Genomic DNA, 17,226 nt, shown 5'->3' with positions numbered 1-17,226 from the left:
GGGAAGTCTATGCAACTGCGAATACGGGCCAATACGGGGGTTACGTTGGGCAATATCTCCACGCCCTCAACAGCTTAGCCGTAACGGCCTTCCGGTGGCGTAACGGCCTAGAACGGGTCCCCCGGGCCGCCGTCCGTGATCGAGACACCGTCCAGCTCGCCATTGGGGTCAAACTTTGGCACAATCCGCTGGCGGCGGTCGCCCCTGACATAGCACCCCTCGGGGTTTCCACCGAACCGGAGCTGACGCCTGTCAAAGTTCAAGCGGCGGAGGGCCTCTCCCAGCCGCTCGTTGTCGTCCTGAGTCCGCATCCCGGCGGGCTTGCCGACTATCCGCCAAGCGTCCTCAGCCCGCAGCTTGCCCTCAACTTCCTCGCCCAGCGCGCCGTGCAGCCGCTCAAAGAATGGGTCCTCCACTCGGCGGGCTTCTTGCTCTGCCGTTGCATCTGCCCACAGCTCTGGGTCAAGGCGGATGGACGCGCCCTCAGCCTCACGTGCGGCGGCCTCCGCCCAAAGCTGGTCACGGTCGCGCCGCAGCTCAGCAATCTTGAAGGGCTGGACGCGCACCGGCCAGAAGCGCCGGTTGCCTGTCGTGTCGCGCAGGTAGCGGCTGTCGTTGGTCGTGCCGATGATGATGCACTGTCTTGGCACCTCTCGCTCGCGCCGGTCGTATGACATGCGCGCCCGGTCGTGGGAGCGGGAGAGGAAGCCCTTCAAATGGTCAGCCCCGCCCTTCCTCATGCCCTTCAACTCGCCAGCCTCGACAATCCACTTGCCTGACAGTGCCTCAATCACGCGCTTGCTCTCTGCATTCAGTGGGAGGTCATCGGTGAACCAGTCCTCACGGATGGCCAGCACCTTCAGGGCAGTTGACTTGTCCTTTCCCTGTTCTGACTCAAGCACTAGCATCTCATCGAACTTTGCGCCCGGCCTGCGCACCCGTCGGACAGCAGCAACAAGGACTAGCTCGCCAACGGCCCTGACATAGCGCGTGTCGGCAGCGCCGCCGTACTCGACAAGCCACCGCCCGAGGCGCGGCACACCATCCCAGCGGAGCCCGTCAAGGTAGTCAACAACAGGGTGGAAGGTGCTCTGCCGCGCCCGGTCGCTCAGTACACGGTTGAAGAAGTCCACTGTCGGGCGGAACTTGAAACGCGCATCAACCTCAAGCCAGAGGCGGTTTGTTGCATCGTCGTCAAGGTTCGGGCCGTAGCCGTCCAGCCCCTCCACAAGAGCGCGCCCCGCAAACAGGTCGTGCCTCAGCTCCACGTTCAGCTTGCGCAGCGCCACGCGGATGTTGTGCTGGCTGTTGCTGTAGGGGTTGCCGTCCTTGTCGCAAGCAAAGGCGCTGTCCGCCTCCTCGCGCGCCTTAGCAACCTGACGCCGCGCATATCGCTCGCTGCCCTTCTGTTCGCGGACGTGCGCACTGATTGCATAGTCGGGGTCAAGCAAGACGCCTGCTATCACATCATCGGTGCATCCCGCGCGCACCATCTCGCATGTGACCCACCAGACAACCTTGGAGCGGTCGCCACTCCACTTGCCATCCGGGCCGATTGCTCCATCCCAGCGCCCCGGGTCATCTGGATCATGGCCCATGACGATGACCTGCTTGCATTTGTCAGGGATTGGCAGGTCGCTGACCATGACGCCAACCGCTGGGGAAGCCGACACACGCAACGGCGCTGCGCTGACAGTGCCAATCTTCACGGCAGCGGCGCGCGGGAAGTCGCCCAGCGTGTAGCGGCGTGTCCAGTCTGCCTCCACGACACGGGCGAGCGCGGGGATGCGGCCCTTGGCGAGCTTCTTCTTGTTGGGCAGGTTCACCGTCCCGGGGAGCCGCATGATGCGGTCAATGTTGTGACACGCATCCGCCTGTAGTGAGGTCTCAATAGCAAGGTTGCGATGCTCCGCATCCTCCACTGTGCCTTCCCGTTCGGGTGTGCCAGCGGCGGGCAGCGGCTCAGGTTTCTCGCCCAGCCAGAAGCCCTGAAAGCCGCCTCCGCTGTCGATGATCACTGTCGGCGCGGGCCTGTACTCCCGCAACAACTTCTCTGCACGCGCCCGCTCCGTGGCCAGCGGTTCGCCCGGCCTTGGGTCCACGTCAACATGCAGCGCCCGCAGCGCTGTCACATCATCCTTGTCAGCCTTCTTGCTGACGCTGCGCGAGAGGTCGTTGACAGAAAAGTAGATGTTCTCGCGGCCCTGTCTCTCCTCAATCCAGTCACGCATGGCGAGGCGCTCACTGGCTCTGAATGTCCGGGTGGTTGTCCTTCCGCCATCCGGGACAATTGAGGTCAGCACCCAAGGCCCGCCGCGCCGCCAGTTCTCAAGGAACTCCTCCGCATCATCCGTGCGCCCAAGCAACAAGCCTTCGCCCTCGCGCGGTGCTTCGCCCTCGGGTATATTCGATGCACCTTGAGCTAGGGTATTGTCAGTCTCCGCCCCGGTGCCCGTCCCAGCGCCGGGGCCTCTCTTATCTAGATGGCCACTCATGCCTCCGGCCCCCCAGCTTCAACCCAAGCCCGAACGTCATCGGCGCGGTAGCGCACACTGTGTCCGACCTTCAGGTAGTTGGGGCCGATGCGCTTGGCACGGTATGCCTCCAGCGCCTTTGGCGAGAAGCCCGTCATCTGCGCCACCTGTTCGGCGGTCAGATACTCGGGCGTAACAGGCACCCGCCCACGGGGCAGGTCCCTCAGGATGCGCTCAGCGACGGCATCCGCAATTGCGTTGATTGTGTCTTGTTCCATGGCAGTCACCCACGGGCCGCCTCACCTTGGCAGGCCGGTTGAGTGACAGGGCCATCTCTGGGTTGCCCCGCGCCCTTGTGTACCTTGGGCGCTCCCCGCACATGGCGCATCCCAGCCAGCCAGTGCAGATACCTAGTCTGCCCCCTCTTTAGCTTTCCTTGTCCAGTGCCGTAAACCCTAAACTTCCCCTTCGATTCTGCGGACCTTTGTTGTGAGCAGCTTCAAGATTGCTGCGCTCATCTTCTCCTGCTCAACAAGCAGTGTGTCGAACAGCGCCCGCTCGTGGATGTACACGCCGTCAATGCCCGGCACAGCATGGTCAAGGAGCAGGCGCGCGTTCACGCGGTCAATGGCCTCGCGCTGCGCAATGGTGCGGTAGGTGTGCCGGAGTATGTGACCTGTCTCGCTTGGCAGCGCCTTCTCCTTCCAAACCTGCGTTGCGATTACCTCATTGGTGATGCTTGACCGCGTTGGGAACAGCCAAGGGGCCTTTGGAAACAGGACCTCTCCGGCGGCCATTGCATGGCGGACCACTTCAACCATCTTCTCTGACAGTGGCAGGTCAAAGCTCCGGCCCGACTTCATGCGCGGGATTGAGATTGCCCTGTCACTCAGGTTGACCCACTCGCGCCGGAGCGAGACAAGTGTGCCGGGCCTCAGCCCAGAGAGGAGCCCGAGGAGGTGCATGTCGCGGCGCAGCGGGTTGGGCAGGGCCTGAACGCGCCTCCACCATTCGGGAAGTTCATCCGGCATGATGACGCGGTTGCTCGCCCGCTCCTTGTTGAAGGTGACGGCCTCAACCGGGTTGCCGGGCAGGGCGTCCGGGTCATCGACAACCTTCATTGCGAAGTTGTACGCGGCGCGGAAGTCACGCATTGCCTTGTTGGCAGAGGTCGCGCCGTGGTCACGCGTGATGCGCCGGTGCTCCTCGCGCGCCATGCTGCGCTTGACCTCGGCAACGGGCAGCGATGCCCAAGCTGTGAGGTAGCGGCTTACCCGCTCCTCTATGCCCTCAATAGTCCGCTCTGAACACTCGCGCGCCCTCAGGTCCGCTGCATACTCATCGTACATCCGGCGCACTGTCCAAGTGCCAGCGTCAGACGCCGGGGCGGGTGCAGGCGCATTCGGGTCTATGCCGCGCTTGATCTGTTCGATGATGGTGGTGGCCCGGGAGCGCGCCTCATCAAGTGTCATCTCATCGGTGGTCCCGAGGGTGTGGCGAACCGTCTTGACCAGCTTCTTGCGCCCGCGCTGTCCCTGCCAAAGGTCGCGCTGCACCTTGTAGGACTTGCTGCCCTTGTTGACGGCCACGAGGAGCCCCGCAACCTTCGCATCCCGGACCACAACCGGCTTGTCATCAAACTTGAGTGCCCTTATGGCTGCCTCAGTGAGCTTCTCTGGCATCTTTGCACCTCCCGCGAACCGTCTGCTGCGCTGCCAACGAACCGTTTCCGAACCGCGTGGGGATAGGGAAGGTTAGGGCAGTTTAGGGAATGTATAGCGCCAACGCACTGAAAAAGCTAGTGTTTAGGGTTGACAATAGGGCTGGGGAGGGGTAGGAAGTGACGACTTCTAAGCACTAGGTCGCAGGTTCGAATCCTGCCGGGGTCGCCAGCCACTTCATTGAGGACAGCGACACGCGACATGCGCATCATCCGGTTTCTTGCCCCGCTCGCCTGCCTCGCTTGCCTCGCTATGCCCGCCTGCGCCGCGCCGAATCACGTCATCGTCATCGCCATGGAGAACACCGATGGCGGGAAGGCGGGCGACAAGAGCCACGGCTACATTTACGGCAATGTGAAGGACGCGCCCTATCTCAACGGCGAGCTGGCCAGGAAGGCCGCGCGGGCGCTGAACTTCACGGACGAGCTCCCGGCCTATAACAGCCAGCCGCACTACATCGCCATGGAGGCGGGCACCAACAAGTTCGCCGACACCACCTTCACTTGCGACAACGATCCGGCCAAGCCCTGCCGTTATTTCTCCGGCCAGTCCAACTGGACGAAGAGCCCGGAGCATCTCACCGCCCAGATGGAAACGGCAACGCCCCCGGTGAGCTGGATGACCTACCAGCAGGGAATCGACCCCAGGACCACCGGCGCCTGCCCGGTGCACAGCGCCGGACTTTATGCGGCCAAGCACAATCCCTTCGTCTATTTCGCCGACGTTGCCGGCGCACCGCCCGCGGAGGACAATGCACATTGCATCGAGCATACGCGCGAGCTCGGGCAGTTCATGGCCGACATGAAGGCCGGCAAGCTCGCGAGCTACGTCTTCATCACCCCCAACCTGTGCAACGACATGCACGGAGCTCCAGGCTGCCGCGGCAACGACGTGCGGCAGGGCGATGATTTTCTGAAGGGCTTCCTGCCGCCGGTCATCGACTGGGCGGAGACCAACCGGGCGGTCGTCTTCGTGGTGTGGGACGAGGGCAAGCGCGGCCTCAAGCTGCCTTTCTATGCAGCGGGTGCGGGCGTGAAGGAAGGCTATGTGGGAAAGGCTGCCTATTCCCACCGCGCGCTGGTGAAGACCATCGGCCGGATTTTCGGCTTGCCGGAGCTCGATACCGTGAAGAGCGCAAACGACCTCTCCGATCTTTTCCAGCCTGGCGCGCTGCCCTGAGGCTGCGGGGGCTGGATTGAATCCTCTCCACGGGCATGAGAGAACAAGTGATGGTCTACGTCATCTATGCCGCGGCGGCGCTGGGGGAGATTGCCGGCTGCTTCGCCTTCTGGGCTTGGGCAAGGCTCGACAAGCCCGCCTGGTGGCTGTTGCCCGGCATGGCCTCGCTTGCCCTCTTCGCTTATCTGCTTACGCTGGCGCCCAGCGCAGCGGCAGGGCGTGCCTATGCCGCCTATGGCGGCATCTATATTGCGGGTTCGATTCTGTGGCTGTGGCTGGCCGAAGGCCAACGGCCAGACCGGTGGGACCTGATCGGCATGGCCGTCTGCCTCGCCGGAAGCGCCATCATCTTGCTGCCGCAACGCGGTTGAGGGCCTGCGGACAGCAATGCGCCCCGTTTCCGGGGCGCGCTGCAAAGATCGTCATTCCAATGATCTGGACCGGACCCCGCCGCTTAACCGCTGCTGTTCAGACGGTAGAGATACGGACGCGAGATCCCCAGCTGCTGTGCAACTGCCTCGGCGGATTTGCCGGACTTCAATCCGGCGATCACCGCCTTGCGCAACTTGGCGACCTCGGCCGCGCTGCGGCGGGCCGCCTTGCGGGGCGCCTTCTTCGCAGCAGGTTTTCTGGCCTTGACCGATTTCACGGCAATAGCCTTTTTGGTCTTCTTGATGCGGGTTGCCGCTTTCGCGGCAACCTTCTTCTTCGCCTTCTTGGCCATCAAACCGCGGCTCAGAGAGCGCGCAGCTGATCGGCGGACTGCTTGCCCGAGCGGCGATCCGTCACCAGCTCGAAGGAAACCGCCTGGTTTTCCTTGAGCGAACGCAGACCGGCGCGTTCCACGGCGCTGATGTGAACGAAGACGTCCTTCGAGCCGTCATCCGGCGCGATGAAGCCGTAACCCTTGGTCTCGTTGAACCACTTAACCTTGCCTGTAGCCAAATTATGTTCTCGCTTTCATAGTAGGGGGCATCCGAAACGTTCGGCCGCCGCAGGCGTGATAAAAGCAGCCTTAGGTCAAGAAAGTCAATCGCTACTTGGGGAGCCGCGACGGGGCCGCCATGGCCCGGTGCGCCGGTCAACTCCCGCCGGGCGATATTTCCGGCCGTTTTCGCGGGGGCAGCCGCCCGGCAAGACCTGCCATGGGGCCGATTCGCCGGATGAATCCAGGCGCCCGGCGAGAGGCCGGCGAAGCCGGAGCCTGACGGAAAGCCGTTGGACAGAAGTGGCGGATGGCGATGCCTTCAGCGGCCATCCGCTCGATCGCCGGAGCGGAGACAAGGTTCTTGTTCCTGGGGTTGGTGGGTCTCGCCCTCAGCCCACGTCGATCATCACCTTGCCGCCTTCGCGCTTCACCTCATAGACCTTGAGGTTCACGCAGACGGGCGCTCCCTTGGCCTCGCCCGTGCGGTAGTCGAATCGGCCGTTATGCTTGGGGCATTCGATGATGTTGCCCATGACGAGGCCGTCAGCGAGGTGAATCTTCTCATGCGTGCACAACCCGTCGGTGGCGTAGTATTCGTCGTCCGGCGAACGGTAGATGGCGAAGGTGCGGCCGCCATGGTCGAAGCGCATCACGTCCTCAGGCTCGATGTCGCCGATGTTGCAGGCGGCAATCCAGTTGGGCATTTTATCCATCTCCGCTTACTCGGCAGGCACGGCATGCGCGGGATGGTCGCGCGGGATGGGGCGTTCGATCGACCAGCCGGGCTCGCGGATCTGCCGGATGATGGCCGGGATGATCTCGGCATAGGCGGCGATGGTCGAGGGGTACGGTGGCGGGCAATAGGGCTTCATCGCCTCATGCAGCTCAGGCAGGCGGTGATAAGGCACCATGGGGAACATGTGGTGTTCGATGTGATAGTTCATGTTCCAGTAGATGAAGCGCATCACCGGGTTCATGTAGACGGTGCGGCAGTTGAGGCGGTGATCCAGCACATTCTCCGGCAGGCCCGCATGCTGGGTGAGTCCGGTGACGATGTGCAGCCACGCGCCATACATCGTTGGGAGCGGCCCCACGAAGAGCATGGGCAGGATCGATCCCACATAAATCGAGAAGGCGATGATGGCGAGGTGGATGACGAGCCAGATGCGCGCGGTGCGATAGACCTTGGCGCGCTCCATCTCCGGAATGTAGTCCGCCTCGTCAGGCGACAGCCGCCCCATGGCGTGGCGGACCATGCTCTTGATGGCGCCCCACACCTGCGGCACGCCGAAGAACATCAGAATCACCCTGAGCACCACGGTGGGGCGCATCACGGCCACCTCCGGGTCGCGGCCGACGATGATGGTGTCGGTATGGTGGCGCGTGTGGCTCCAGCGCCAGACGGTGGGTTCGCGCATGATCATGAAGCAGGCGAGCTGGTAGACCACGTCGTTCATCCAGGCCGTCTTGAAGGCCGTGCCATGGCCACACTCGTGCCAGCGCGAGTCGGTGGACGAGCCATAGAGCACGCCATAGGCAAGGAAGAAGGGAATACACCATGCCGTGGGCCAGAAGTGGAAGGCGAGGCCGCCCGTGACGATGAAGGCGGCGATCCAGATGATGGTGTCGCGGATCGCCGGGCCGTCGGAGCGCTTCATCAGCTCCTTCATCTTCCCCCGCGGGATAGGGGCGCGGTACCATTCGGCATTGGCGAGGCCATGTTCCAGCGCATAGCGGCTCGAAGGGCCGGTGAGGCTGTAGTCGTGGGGCGTCGGCAGGGAGCTGTCCATCGGGCTGTCCATGTCGTGTTCGGTGGAGTCCTATCAGAAACCTAACTTCGGCGAACGATTGGAACAAGTGTTCCATGATGAAAATCATCAGATTGCATCATTCCGCCTGATGGGATAATCCCGTTTCCGGCGGTTAAACGTCCCACCATTCAGGACCGGGCGCAGGCGGCAGGCGTCAGCGTTGCCACCGCCTCCCCGGGCGCGAAGACACGGCGCTGCGCGTGGTGGCCGCCGCCGCAACGAACCGCTCAAGTTGCGGTCGATTCCCGGCGCAACGGCCACGTTGGTTGTTCGTGAAAGTCTCTGATCGTCCACCAGGCGCTGGCCTGCGATGCGGATAGAACATGAAAGGTTTCTGCCGTCATGCCCCTGCATCCTTGACTCCGCCGCCCGGCTGATGGAATTCTTGTTCAGCGTTTGAAACGAATGCTCCAAACGTTCCATCCGCGGGATGGCGAGGCGCCACACAAGAGCGCCGGGAAGAAATGGGAGGACCGACCGACCGGCGCACGAGGCGGGCTGACCGCCGCTTGGCCGTTCAACCCTCCCCGTTCGAATGAGACTTTGCCCCGCGGCGGACGGGGTTCCGGCAACCAGGGGCGCCACCGGACGCTCCATGAGGGAGGACCCGACACATGAAGAAGACATTCCTTGCACTGGCGATGGCGGCTCTGATGTCGAGCTCGGCCATGGCCGGCACCAAGATCGGCGTTTCGATGGCGCTGTTCGACGACAATTTCCTCACCGTGCTGAGGAACGGAATGATCGCGCAGGCCAAGGGCATGGAGGGCGTCGAACTGCAGGTCGAGGACGCACAGAACGACGTGGCCAAGCAGCTCGACCAGATCAAGAACTTCGCCGCCTCCGGCGTTGCCGCGATCATCGTCAACCCGGTCGATACTTCCGCCACCCAGGCGATGACGGACGCCGCCAAGGCCGCCAACATCCCGCTGGTCTATGTGAACCGCCAGCCGATCAATGTCGACACGCTGCCCGACAACCAAGCCTTCGTCGCCTCCAACGAGGAAGAGTCCGGCACGCTTGAGACCATCGAGGTCTGCCGCCTGCTGAAGGAAGCCGGCAAGGACAATGCCCAGGTCTATGTGATGATGGGCGAGCTCTCCAATCAGGCCGCCGTACAGCGCACAAAGGACATCCACGATGTTATCGCCAACGGCAAATGCGCCGTGACGCTCAACATCATCGACGAGCAGACCGCCAATTGGTCGCGTGACCAGGCCCAGAGCCTGATGACCAACTGGATCTCGGCCGGCAAGCCCTTCGACGCGGTGATCGCCAACAACGACGAAATGGCCATCGGCGCCATTCAGGCCATGAAGGCCGCCAATATCGACATGAAGAATGTCGTGGTGGGCGGTGTTGACGCCACGCAGGACGCGCTTGCCGCCATGCAGGCGGGCGACCTCGATGCCACCGTGTTCCAGGACGCGGCAGGCCAGGGGGCAGGCGCGCTCGATGCCGCCATCAAGCTGTCCAAGGGCGAGAAGGTGGACAAGAAAGTCTACATCCCCTTCCAGCTTGTGACGCCTGCCAACATCGACAAGTTCCTGAAGAAGAACTGACACTGGCGGGGCGGGGCGGCATGAGGAGTGTTGCCCCGCTTTCAATCTCACCACGCGGACTTTCCCTCCCCACGGGGGAGGGGAAACCCATGGCTGCGCTGGGCCTTGTGATTGACGGAGGACGTGTTGGCGAAACCCGAAGCGGGCATTGGCGGCCTGGAATATGATGCAAAGCGCCGGGCCTGGCCCAATGAACTGAACATCCTGCTGGCGCTGGTGCTCATCGTCGCCGCCTTCGAGATCCTCGGGCGGCTGCTCCTGGGCGAAAGCTTTCTGTTCAACACGCGCGAGGGCGTGCCCGGCTTCTTCAACGAGCAGCGGCTGCAGATCATCATCCTGCAGGTGTCGATCGTTGGCATCATCGCCATCGGCGTCACCCAGGTGATAATCACCGGCGGCATCGACCTCTCCTCAGGCTCCATCGTCGGCGCCACCGCGATGATCGCCATGTCCTTCGCGCAGGTCGCGCTGGTGAACGGCAACCCGAACCCCAAGGCCATATTCGCGGCGGAAGGCTGGCTCGACCTCCCCGTGATCGTGCCGGTGCTGGTGGGCCTCGGCTGCGGCCTCGCCGCGGGCCTGATCAACGGCACGCTGATCGCCTATACGAAGATCCCGCCCTTCATCGCCACACTCGGCATGATGGTGGCGGCGCGCGGCCTGGCGCGCTGGTGGTCCAAGGGCAACCCGATCTCGTTTCCCACCGACAGCTATGCGGCGATCGGGCAGGGCATGAACCCGGTGTTCATCTTCGTGGCGCTGGCCATACTGTTCCAGCTGATCCTGACCTACACGAAATACGGCAAGCACTGCTACGCCATCGGCTCCAACGAGGAGGCCGCGCGCATCACCGGCATCAAGGTGGAGCACCACAAGGTGTTGGTCTATGCGATTGCCGGCATCCTCGCCTCGGTGGCGGCCATCGTGCTGAGCTCCAAGAACCTTACCGCCCAGGCGGGTATGGGCGTGATGTATGAGCTTGACGCCATCGCCATGGCGGTGATCGGCGGCATCTCGCTAGCTGGCGGCAGGGGGTCGATCATCGGCACCGTGCTGGGGGCGCTGATCTTCGGCGTCATCATCTCCGGCTTCACCTTCCTGCGGCTCGATGCTTACTATCAGGAGATGGTGAAGGGGGCGATCATCGTGGGCGCCGTGGTGCTCGATCAATGGCGGCAGCGCCGCCGCAGCCAGAGGGCCTGACACATGTCTGAAATCGTCCTCAAGACCGAAGGCCTGACCAAGCATTATGCCGGCGTGCAGGCGCTGGAAGGGGCGAGTTTCGAGCTCCGCAAGGGCGAACATGTGGCCATCATGGGCGACAATGGCGCGGGCAAATCAACTTTCGTGCGCCAGATCACCGGCGTCGAGATCCCGTCACGCGGCAAGATCATTTTCCTCGGCCGGGAAGTGAATTTCCAGTCGCCGCTGGAGGCGCGCGAGGCGGGGATCGAGGCGGTGTTTCAGAATCTCGCACTGGCCGACGATCTCGACGTACCGTCGAACCTGTTCCTCGGGCGCGAGAAAATCAGGTTCAACCTCGGGCCTTTTTCGATTCTGGACCGCAAGGGGATGCGCGAGGCAACCCGCAAGGCGCTGGAAAAGACGGCGGTGAAGATTCCCAATCTTTCCTCCACCATCCGCCACATGTCCGGCGGGCAGCGGCAATGCGTGGCGATTGCCCGCACCGCCACCTTCCCCTCGAAGCTCATCATCATGGACGAGCCGACGGCGGCACTTGGCGTCGCCGAGACTGCGCAGGTCGAAAACATCATCCGCACCATCAAGCAGAATGGCGAACCCTTGATCCTGATCTCGCACAACATGCGCCAGGTCTTCGACCTCGCGGACCGCATCGTGGTGTTCCGCCGCGGCCGCATCGCGGCGAAGCTGAAGAAGAGCGAGACGACGGGCGAGGAGGTGGTGGCCTACATCACCGGCGCCAAGACGGACCCGAATTTGAGTGACGCGGCGTGAGAGCGCTCTGACACAGGAAGAGGACAGCGGCACATGACGAGGAAGCGGCCCACCATCGCGGATATCCGCGCCAATAAGGGCAAGCATCAGTACACCATGATGCGGGTGACGGACTGGGACGAGCTGGCCGCGGCCGAATCGGCAGGCATCGACATGTGCTCGGTGCCGCCGGAGATGCTGGTGGAGAAGCGCTTCCGCGAGGTGGCGCCGTCGATCTTCGCCATTCCGGGCCAGGCGCTTTACTCGGCCCCGGCGACCACCGACGACACGCTGCGCTGGGCCTTCCGGATGATGGAGGCGGGTGCCGACGCCATCTATTCGGCTGCCGCCTTCCAGACGGTGCGGCGCATGGCGGATGACAATATCCCGGTCATCGGCCATGTGGGCCTCATCCCGCATTTCAGCACATGGACAGGGGGCTTCAAGGCTGTGGGCAAAACGGCCGGGAGTGCCATGGCCATCTACGAGCGCTGCAGTCAGTATGAAGAGGCCGGCGCCTTCGGCGTCGAGATCGAGGTGGTGCCGCCCGAGGTGACGGCGGAGATCGCAAAGCGCAGCAGCCTGTTCCTCGTGTCGATGGGTGGCGGTGCGGGGGGCGACTGCCAGTATCTCTTCGCCTGCGATGTGTTGGGCACGAACACCGGTCATGTGCCGCGCCATTCGAAGAAATACGCCGACCTTGCCGGGGAATATGCCCGCATCCAGCAGATGCGCATCGATGCCTTCAAGGCCTTCGTGACGGAGGTGCAGACCGGCGCCTACCCGGCGGAAAAGTATCTGGTGAAGGCGCCGGAGGCTGAAATGAAGGCCTTTGCGCAGAAGATGCAGGAGAAATAGCGCCTTCGGCTCTCCCCGCCTGCATGCCCCGGAGGAATGGCGCAAACTGTCCCGTCCCCATCATACTCTCGCCATAGAGCCGGGGGATGAGAGGGGGAAGCCGACATCACGGAACGAGTCTCTTTCATGCGCATCGTCTTTCTGGGCCTGCTTGCCGCCGCTCTGGCGGCTATCGCTCCGGCGGCGGCGCTGGCGGCCGGGGTGACGGTGAGCTACAATGTCGATATCGGGCTGTTGACGGTGACTGAGGTGAAGCTCAGTCTCGACCTCGCTGGCGAGCAGGTCCATGCCAAGGCCCGCATCCGGGCGGCCGGGGTGAGCCGGGCCTTCTCCGAGTTCGGCGCAACTGCCGTTGCGGAAACCCGGCTCGGCGCGGCCGGCCCCGAGCCGCTGAGTTACCGGATCACGCGTGACCAGTCCGACAAGCGCAAGGTGACGACGCTGACGTGGAACAATGGCGCCGTAACCTACGATCCGCCCCCGTCAAATGCCGAGCGCATGGCCCGCATCGACGCCGCAGTGGCGCAGGGCGTGGTCGACCCCGTCACTGCCGTGCTGCGCATGGGCACGGTGGGCGAAAGCCCGTGCCCTTCGACGCATGACGTGTTCGACGGGCGCGAGGTGTTCGAGCTGGCGCTGACCGGCGCGGGCATGGGCATGCTGGAGGATGGTAAGTCCGCATGGAAGGGCCAGGTGCAGGAGTGCTCCGTGCGCTGGACGCCGGTTGCCGGCCGCGCCAAGGACAAGGGTGTTCCCGGCGACAGCTATGACGTGGCTTTCGCCCCCGTCGCCGATCTCGGCAATGGCCGCAAGCTGTGGCTGCCGGTCCAGATGTCGGGCAAGTTGAAGGGGCTGGGCTTCACCGGCTATCTCACCAAGCTTGATGACAAGGCGAGGGACGTGTCGGAGTGAGACCGGCCTTCGCGCTATGCGCGGCGCCGGGGGCGTCTCCCCGCGTTTTCAGCCCTTCGCGACCCACTGCACCGGCTTCACCGCAGCATGCGTCCGCGCCGCCTCATAGGCGGCTTCGACCAGCGCATAGGTCTTGAGATTGTCCTCGCCCGAGGTATCCGCGGCGAGGCCGTCGCGGAAGCGCTCGAACATGTGGCGGTTGGTGTGGAGCACGGCTTCTTGGGAGACATGCCAGGGGCGGCTGGTCCAGTGCAGCAGGGGGCCGCCGACCTGGTCCTCGAAGGACAGGCCCTGCGTCGTCACAATCACCTTCTCGCCCTTGGTGAGGATGACGGAGCCGCCATCGCCCTCGATCTCCAGCATGGTCTCGGGGAAGGCGTCGTTTTGGCGCTTCGCCGCGTAAGTGGCTTCGACGACGCAGACGGCGCCGGAGGTGTGGCGCATCAGAATGGTGGCGGTGTCCTCCGCCCGGATCTTGGGGTTGCGCTTCTGCGTCTCAGCCGAGACATGCGCCACCTCGCCGAGGAAATAGCGCGCGAGATCTAGGATGTGGATGCCGACGTCCTGGATGACGAGCTTCTCCTCCTCCGCAAGATAAGGCTGTCCGCGGTAGACGTCGAAGCCTGTGCGCCACGAGAGCCTGGCCCAGGTGGGCGTGCCGATCGTCCCCTGGTCGAGGATTTTCTTCACCGCGCGCATGGCAGAGGCGAAGCGGAAATTCTCATGCACCGCGAGCCAGGCATTGTGCTGGCGCGCCATCTCGACAATGGCGACGCATTCCTCCCAAGTGGGCGCAAAGGGCTTCTGAACGACCGCGGCAACACCCCGCTCCGCGGCGATGGCGGCGAGCTCCCTGTGGGTGTCCATGCGGGTGGCGATGTCGAGGAGGCCGATCTTCACCGTGTCGAGCATCTTGCCCATATCGGTAAAATGCGGAACGCCGAAGCGCTTTCCGGCGGCTTCGGCGCGGACCGGGTCACGGTCGCAAACAGCGGAGAGGAGGGCGCCCTCGGGCCTCAGGTCAGCCCAGGCATGAAGGTGGTTCTGGGCATAGAAGCCGCACCCGATCATGCCGATCGCCACCGGTTGCTTCGCCGCCATGACCGCTCTCCACATCTTGTATGACCGAATGATGTGTACCGGAGGTCATGGCGGTTTGTCGCGTGCAATCTGATCAGAACTCCTCCCAGCCCCCGTCGGCGGGCTCGGCCTTGGCGCCGCCCGCCGCCGCGGCCTTCTTGCGCACGGCAGGCGCGCGCGGTGCGGGACGGTGCGCCTCGCGCGCGGCATCCTCGGCATGGGCGATGATCGCGCCCGCCGCGGTGGTGAAGCGGGCGACGATCTGCGCGAGTTCAGTCGACTGCTGGGTCAGCGTGCGGGTGGCGGCGGTTGCCTCTTCCACCATGGCGGCGTTCTGCTGGGTGACCTGGTCCATCTGGTCGACCGCAGTGTTGACCTCCTGCAGGCCTGTCGCCTGCTGGTCGGCGCTGCGCGCGATCTCGGTGACGATGCCGTTGATCTCGTTCACCCGGTCGATGATCTGGCGCAAGGAGCTGCCCGTCTCGGCGACGAGCTGCACGCCCTCCTGCACCTGGTCGCGCGAGGTGGAGAGAATGCCCTTGATCTCCTTCGCCGCCTCAGCCGAGCGCTGGGCCAGCGCCCGCACTTCGGAGGCGACCACCGCGAAGCCGCGGCCCGCGTCACCCGCACGCGCGGCTTCCACACCGGCATTGAGGGCGAGCAGATTGGTCTGGAAGGCGATCTCGTCGATGACGCCGATGATCTGGGTGATTTCCTGCGACGACTTTTCGATCCCCTGCATGGCCTCGACCGCGCGCTTGACGACGACGCCGGAACGGTCGGCGTCCTCCTTTGCGGCGGTCACCATGTTGCGCGCATGCTGGGCGCCCTCGGCGGTCTTCTTTACCGTCGAGGTGATTTCGGCGACGGCGGCCGCCGTTTCCTCAAGATTGGCGGCCTGGTTCTCCGTGCGGCGCGACAGGTTGTCGGAGGCCTGGGCGATTTCCTCCGTGCCGGACTTGATGCCGAAGGACCCGCGCTTCACCGTGTTGATTGTTTCCGCAAGGCTGTCCGCGGCGGAGTTGAAGTATTGGCGCAGCCTGTCCAGCATTTCGGGGAAGGGCTGGTCGATGCGGAAGGTCAGGTTTCCCTTGGCAAGATTTTCCAGGCCCTGGCCAAGCACCGTGATAATGTGCCTGGAGTTTTCGTCATTGCGGCGGTTTTGCATCGCCTGGTCCTTGAACACGCCAAGCGCGCGCGCCATTTCGCCCACCTCGTCGCCGCGCTGGGCGTAAGGCACTTCATCCTCGAGGTGACCGCTCGCGAGACGGGCCATGGTTGCCGAGATGGTGGTGATGGCGCGGATCACGAACTGGTGTGCCCCGAGCAGCATCAGCATGATGATGACGGCGATGGCGATGTTGAAGCCGGTGACGACATTGAGGTCGCTGCGGGACATCGCGACGCTCTCCTGCTCGATGGCGGCGGCCTTGGCCAGGATTTCCTGGGACTTGGCGTTCATGAACTCGCCGAGGTCGATGAAGTCGTTGCTCAGGTTGCGCATGACCGTGTCGATCGTTGTGGTGTCGTTGCGCTGGATCGCCGGAACCAGATCATTCCGGAAGCTCGTCCAGAAGCGCTCATTGCGGTTTTCGACCTCGTGGAGGAAGGACGCTGCCTCCTGATCGCTCATCATGTCGAGCGCGGTGAGCCTTTCCTTCCAGTATTCCAGCCGGGTCTTGTAGTCAGACTGGATCTGATTGAGGCGTGCGGCGAGCTTGGGCAACAGCGTGGGTTCGCCCTCAATGATGTGGGCATAGGCGAAAGGCTCCGCCGGGTAGAGCGGCGGCGGCATGATGTCGGCAATCAAGTCCTTGGCCTTCATGATCCTGTCATAGGTCGGGCTGCCGATCTTGATCTCGCTGATGGAGGAATAGGTCTGGAGGGCCAGGAAGGCCATGAGGGCGGCGATGACGAAGCCGAAGGCGATCATCAGTCGCTGGATGGTGAAGAGACTTTTTTTCATGCGCGGGTCCGCTATCTGTGCTGGGTTGAGGGTTGATGGGTCAGATGATTTCGCCCGGCCCCGGTGGCAGGCTGTCATAGAGGGCGCGGATGCGCGTCAGCGCACGGCCGGTGGCCTGGAGCTCCGCGCCGTAGCGCGGGTGCATGGACCACCGCAGCACGCTGGGCACCTCGCCCAGCTCCGGGTGGATAAGGATCAGGCGCACGCCGGGTTTGAGGAAGGCGAGCGTGTCAATGCGCAGGCCGACGCCGTCGGCCGAGAGGTCGAGGAGCTGCGCCAGATAATCCCCGCTTCCTGTGCGTACCGTCACCGCGAGACTGCAGGCGCGGCGTTCTGAGCGCCGCCGCTGGTCGAGCGTGGGGTGGCTTGCGGACGGCACCTCGCGCAGTGGCTGGGCGGGCATAGGGGGCTCCTGGCTTGGGTTGCCGGAAAGCTATGGCAGCAACGTTGTCCCAAGCTTGAGCGCCCGGCGGCCGGGTCCCGCATCGCGCCCTCGCGCGGCTGGAAGCCTTGCGGACGACCCCGAAAACACCCGGAATGCGCCTTTGGTCCTGCCTGCCAGGCGATGTCATCCATGCCCCTCTGCCGACCCCGCCGCAATTCGCATCTCAACGGCTAAATCACTGATATAATGATGGAACGCGCCGCTAAAGATTGAGTTTTCGGTGCCGCCCCGTGGGTGTGAGCGGCGTGCGGCAGGTTCCGCCGTTGCCTTTTGTTCACGATATGCGGGTTTGGCGCGAAAGAGTCTTGGACGGCGATTGAGTTTCTAGTAACTC

Annotated in this window: 17 protein-coding genes; 7 read left to right on the top strand and 10 right to left on the bottom strand. The window is 63.7% G+C overall.

From position 1 onward, the window contains the following. Positions 1-107: 107 nt before the first annotated feature. The 3 genes from IOC82_RS06575 to IOC82_RS06565 all read right to left on the bottom strand — a co-directional run bounded on the left by IOC82_RS06575 (position 108) and on the right by IOC82_RS06565 (position 4,156). Positions 108-2,231 carry a virulence-associated E family protein gene (locus tag IOC82_RS06575; RefSeq protein ID WP_290545384.1) on the bottom strand — a complete coding sequence of 708 codons (2,124 nt, stop codon included), beginning with the start codon at positions 2,229-2,231 and terminating at the stop codon, positions 108-110. Between the two features lie 260 nt (positions 2,232-2,491). Next, positions 2,492-2,752: a helix-turn-helix domain-containing protein gene (locus tag IOC82_RS06570; RefSeq protein WP_290545383.1), complete on the bottom strand. Its 261-nt coding sequence runs from the start codon at positions 2,750-2,752 to the stop codon at positions 2,492-2,494. Positions 2,753-2,929: 177 nt separating this feature from the next. Continuing rightward, positions 2,930-4,156 (bottom strand): integrase family protein, encoded by a 1,227-nt coding sequence (locus IOC82_RS06565; RefSeq protein ID WP_290545382.1) that lies wholly within the window; start codon positions 4,154-4,156, stop codon positions 2,930-2,932. 240 nt (positions 4,157-4,396) lie between these two features. Between IOC82_RS06565 and IOC82_RS06560 the strand changes: the two genes are divergently transcribed. Continuing rightward, on the top strand, positions 4,397-5,374 hold the full coding sequence (locus IOC82_RS06560) for an alkaline phosphatase family protein (protein ID WP_290545381.1): 978 nt from the start codon (positions 4,397-4,399) through the stop codon (positions 5,372-5,374). Between the two features lie 50 nt (positions 5,375-5,424). Continuing rightward, entirely contained in the window at positions 5,425-5,745 is a 321-nt protein-coding gene (locus tag IOC82_RS06555; RefSeq protein ID WP_290545430.1) for a YnfA family protein, read from the top strand. A gap of 83 nt (positions 5,746-5,828) precedes the next feature. Here IOC82_RS06555 and IOC82_RS06550 read toward each other — a convergent pair whose 3' ends face one another. From IOC82_RS06550 to IOC82_RS06535, 4 genes are all read right to left on the bottom strand, one after another. Next, positions 5,829-6,098, bottom strand: a complete 270-nt coding sequence (locus IOC82_RS06550) for a hypothetical protein (RefSeq protein WP_290545380.1) — start codon at positions 6,096-6,098, stop codon at positions 5,829-5,831. Positions 6,099-6,109: 11 nt separating this feature from the next. Continuing rightward, complete coding sequence (locus IOC82_RS06545) at positions 6,110-6,319, bottom strand: cold-shock protein (RefSeq protein ID WP_111199114.1); 210 nt, start codon at positions 6,317-6,319, stop codon at positions 6,110-6,112. Positions 6,320-6,691: 372 nt separating this feature from the next. Then, on the bottom strand, positions 6,692-7,006 hold the full coding sequence (locus tag IOC82_RS06540; RefSeq protein ID WP_290545379.1) for a MocE family 2Fe-2S type ferredoxin: 315 nt from the start codon (positions 7,004-7,006) through the stop codon (positions 6,692-6,694). A 15-nt stretch (positions 7,007-7,021) separates the two neighbouring features. After that, a complete protein-coding gene (locus tag IOC82_RS06535; RefSeq protein ID WP_290545378.1) occupies positions 7,022-8,092 on the bottom strand; it encodes a fatty acid desaturase family protein in 1,071 nt (356 codons plus the stop codon). 635 nt (positions 8,093-8,727) lie between these two features. On the opposite strand from IOC82_RS06535, the gene IOC82_RS06530 reads away from it, so the two are divergent. From IOC82_RS06530 to IOC82_RS06510, 5 genes are all read left to right on the top strand, one after another. Further along, positions 8,728-9,675: a sugar ABC transporter substrate-binding protein gene (locus tag IOC82_RS06530; RefSeq protein ID WP_290545377.1), complete on the top strand. Its 948-nt coding sequence runs from the start codon at positions 8,728-8,730 to the stop codon at positions 9,673-9,675. A 126-nt stretch (positions 9,676-9,801) separates the two neighbouring features. After that, positions 9,802-10,878, top strand: a complete 1,077-nt coding sequence (locus tag IOC82_RS06525; protein ID WP_290545376.1) for an ABC transporter permease — start codon at positions 9,802-9,804, stop codon at positions 10,876-10,878. 3 nt (positions 10,879-10,881) lie between these two features. After that, positions 10,882-11,652, top strand: coding sequence for an ATP-binding cassette domain-containing protein (locus IOC82_RS06520; RefSeq protein ID WP_290545375.1), 771 nt, complete (start codon positions 10,882-10,884; stop codon positions 11,650-11,652). A 33-nt stretch (positions 11,653-11,685) separates the two neighbouring features. Next, entirely contained in the window at positions 11,686-12,489 is an 804-nt protein-coding gene (locus IOC82_RS06515; protein WP_290545374.1) for a 3-methyl-2-oxobutanoate hydroxymethyltransferase, read from the top strand. 126 nt (positions 12,490-12,615) lie between these two features. Continuing rightward, positions 12,616-13,401 carry a DUF3108 domain-containing protein gene (locus IOC82_RS06510; protein WP_290545373.1) on the top strand — a complete coding sequence of 262 codons (786 nt, stop codon included), beginning with the start codon at positions 12,616-12,618 and terminating at the stop codon, positions 13,399-13,401. Positions 13,402-13,449: 48 nt separating this feature from the next. Here IOC82_RS06510 and IOC82_RS06505 read toward each other — a convergent pair whose 3' ends face one another. The 3 genes from IOC82_RS06505 to IOC82_RS06495 form a co-directional block, all read right to left on the bottom strand. Continuing rightward, the gene (locus IOC82_RS06505; RefSeq protein WP_290545372.1) at positions 13,450-14,502 is read right to left on the bottom strand and encodes a Gfo/Idh/MocA family oxidoreductase; all 1,053 of its coding nucleotides are present in this window, start codon (positions 14,500-14,502) and stop codon (positions 13,450-13,452) included. 73 nt (positions 14,503-14,575) lie between these two features. Continuing rightward, positions 14,576-16,447, bottom strand: coding sequence for a methyl-accepting chemotaxis protein (locus IOC82_RS06500; RefSeq protein WP_290545371.1), 1,872 nt, complete (start codon positions 16,445-16,447; stop codon positions 14,576-14,578). 40 nt (positions 16,448-16,487) lie between these two features. Next, positions 16,488-16,850 (bottom strand): PilZ domain-containing protein, encoded by a 363-nt coding sequence (locus IOC82_RS06495; RefSeq protein WP_290545370.1) that lies wholly within the window; start codon positions 16,848-16,850, stop codon positions 16,488-16,490. Positions 16,851-17,226 lie beyond the last annotated feature (376 nt).

Source organism: Aestuariivirga sp., from assembly GCF_020252395.1.
Classification (GTDB): Bacteria; Pseudomonadota; Alphaproteobacteria; order Rhizobiales; family Aestuariivirgaceae; genus Aestuariivirga.
Note: the sequence above shows the minus strand (reverse complement) of the source record. Positions and strands in the feature narration are given on the sequence as shown.

Coding starts and splice junctions, on each gene's coding strand:
- IOC82_RS06555 (WP_290545430.1), top strand. CDS start 5,425: ATGGTCTACGTCATCTATGCCGCGGCGGCGCTGGGGGAGATTGCCGGC.
- IOC82_RS06505 (WP_290545372.1), bottom strand. CDS start 14,502: ATGGCGGCGAAGCAACCGGTGGCGATCGGCATGATCGGGTGCGGCTTC.
- IOC82_RS06500 (WP_290545371.1), bottom strand. CDS start 16,447: ATGAAAAAAAGTCTCTTCACCATCCAGCGACTGATGATCGCCTTCGGC.
- IOC82_RS06565 (WP_290545382.1), bottom strand. CDS start 4,156: ATGCCAGAGAAGCTCACTGAGGCAGCCATAAGGGCACTCAAGTTTGAT.
- IOC82_RS06535 (WP_290545378.1), bottom strand. CDS start 8,092: ATGGACAGCTCCCTGCCGACGCCCCACGACTACAGCCTCACCGGCCCT.
- IOC82_RS06495 (WP_290545370.1), bottom strand. CDS start 16,850: ATGCCCGCCCAGCCACTGCGCGAGGTGCCGTCCGCAAGCCACCCCACG.
- IOC82_RS06560 (WP_290545381.1), top strand. CDS start 4,397: ATGCGCATCATCCGGTTTCTTGCCCCGCTCGCCTGCCTCGCTTGCCTC.
- IOC82_RS06515 (WP_290545374.1), top strand. CDS start 11,686: ATGACGAGGAAGCGGCCCACCATCGCGGATATCCGCGCCAATAAGGGC.
- IOC82_RS06520 (WP_290545375.1), top strand. CDS start 10,882: ATGTCTGAAATCGTCCTCAAGACCGAAGGCCTGACCAAGCATTATGCC.
- IOC82_RS06530 (WP_290545377.1), top strand. CDS start 8,728: ATGAAGAAGACATTCCTTGCACTGGCGATGGCGGCTCTGATGTCGAGC.
- IOC82_RS06575 (WP_290545384.1), bottom strand. CDS start 2,231: ATGCGTGACTGGATTGAGGAGAGACAGGGCCGCGAGAACATCTACTTT.
- IOC82_RS06510 (WP_290545373.1), top strand. CDS start 12,616: ATGCGCATCGTCTTTCTGGGCCTGCTTGCCGCCGCTCTGGCGGCTATC.
- IOC82_RS06570 (WP_290545383.1), bottom strand. CDS start 2,752: ATGGAACAAGACACAATCAACGCAATTGCGGATGCCGTCGCTGAGCGC.
- IOC82_RS06550 (WP_290545380.1), bottom strand. CDS start 6,098: ATGGCCAAGAAGGCGAAGAAGAAGGTTGCCGCGAAAGCGGCAACCCGC.
- IOC82_RS06540 (WP_290545379.1), bottom strand. CDS start 7,006: ATGCCCAACTGGATTGCCGCCTGCAACATCGGCGACATCGAGCCTGAG.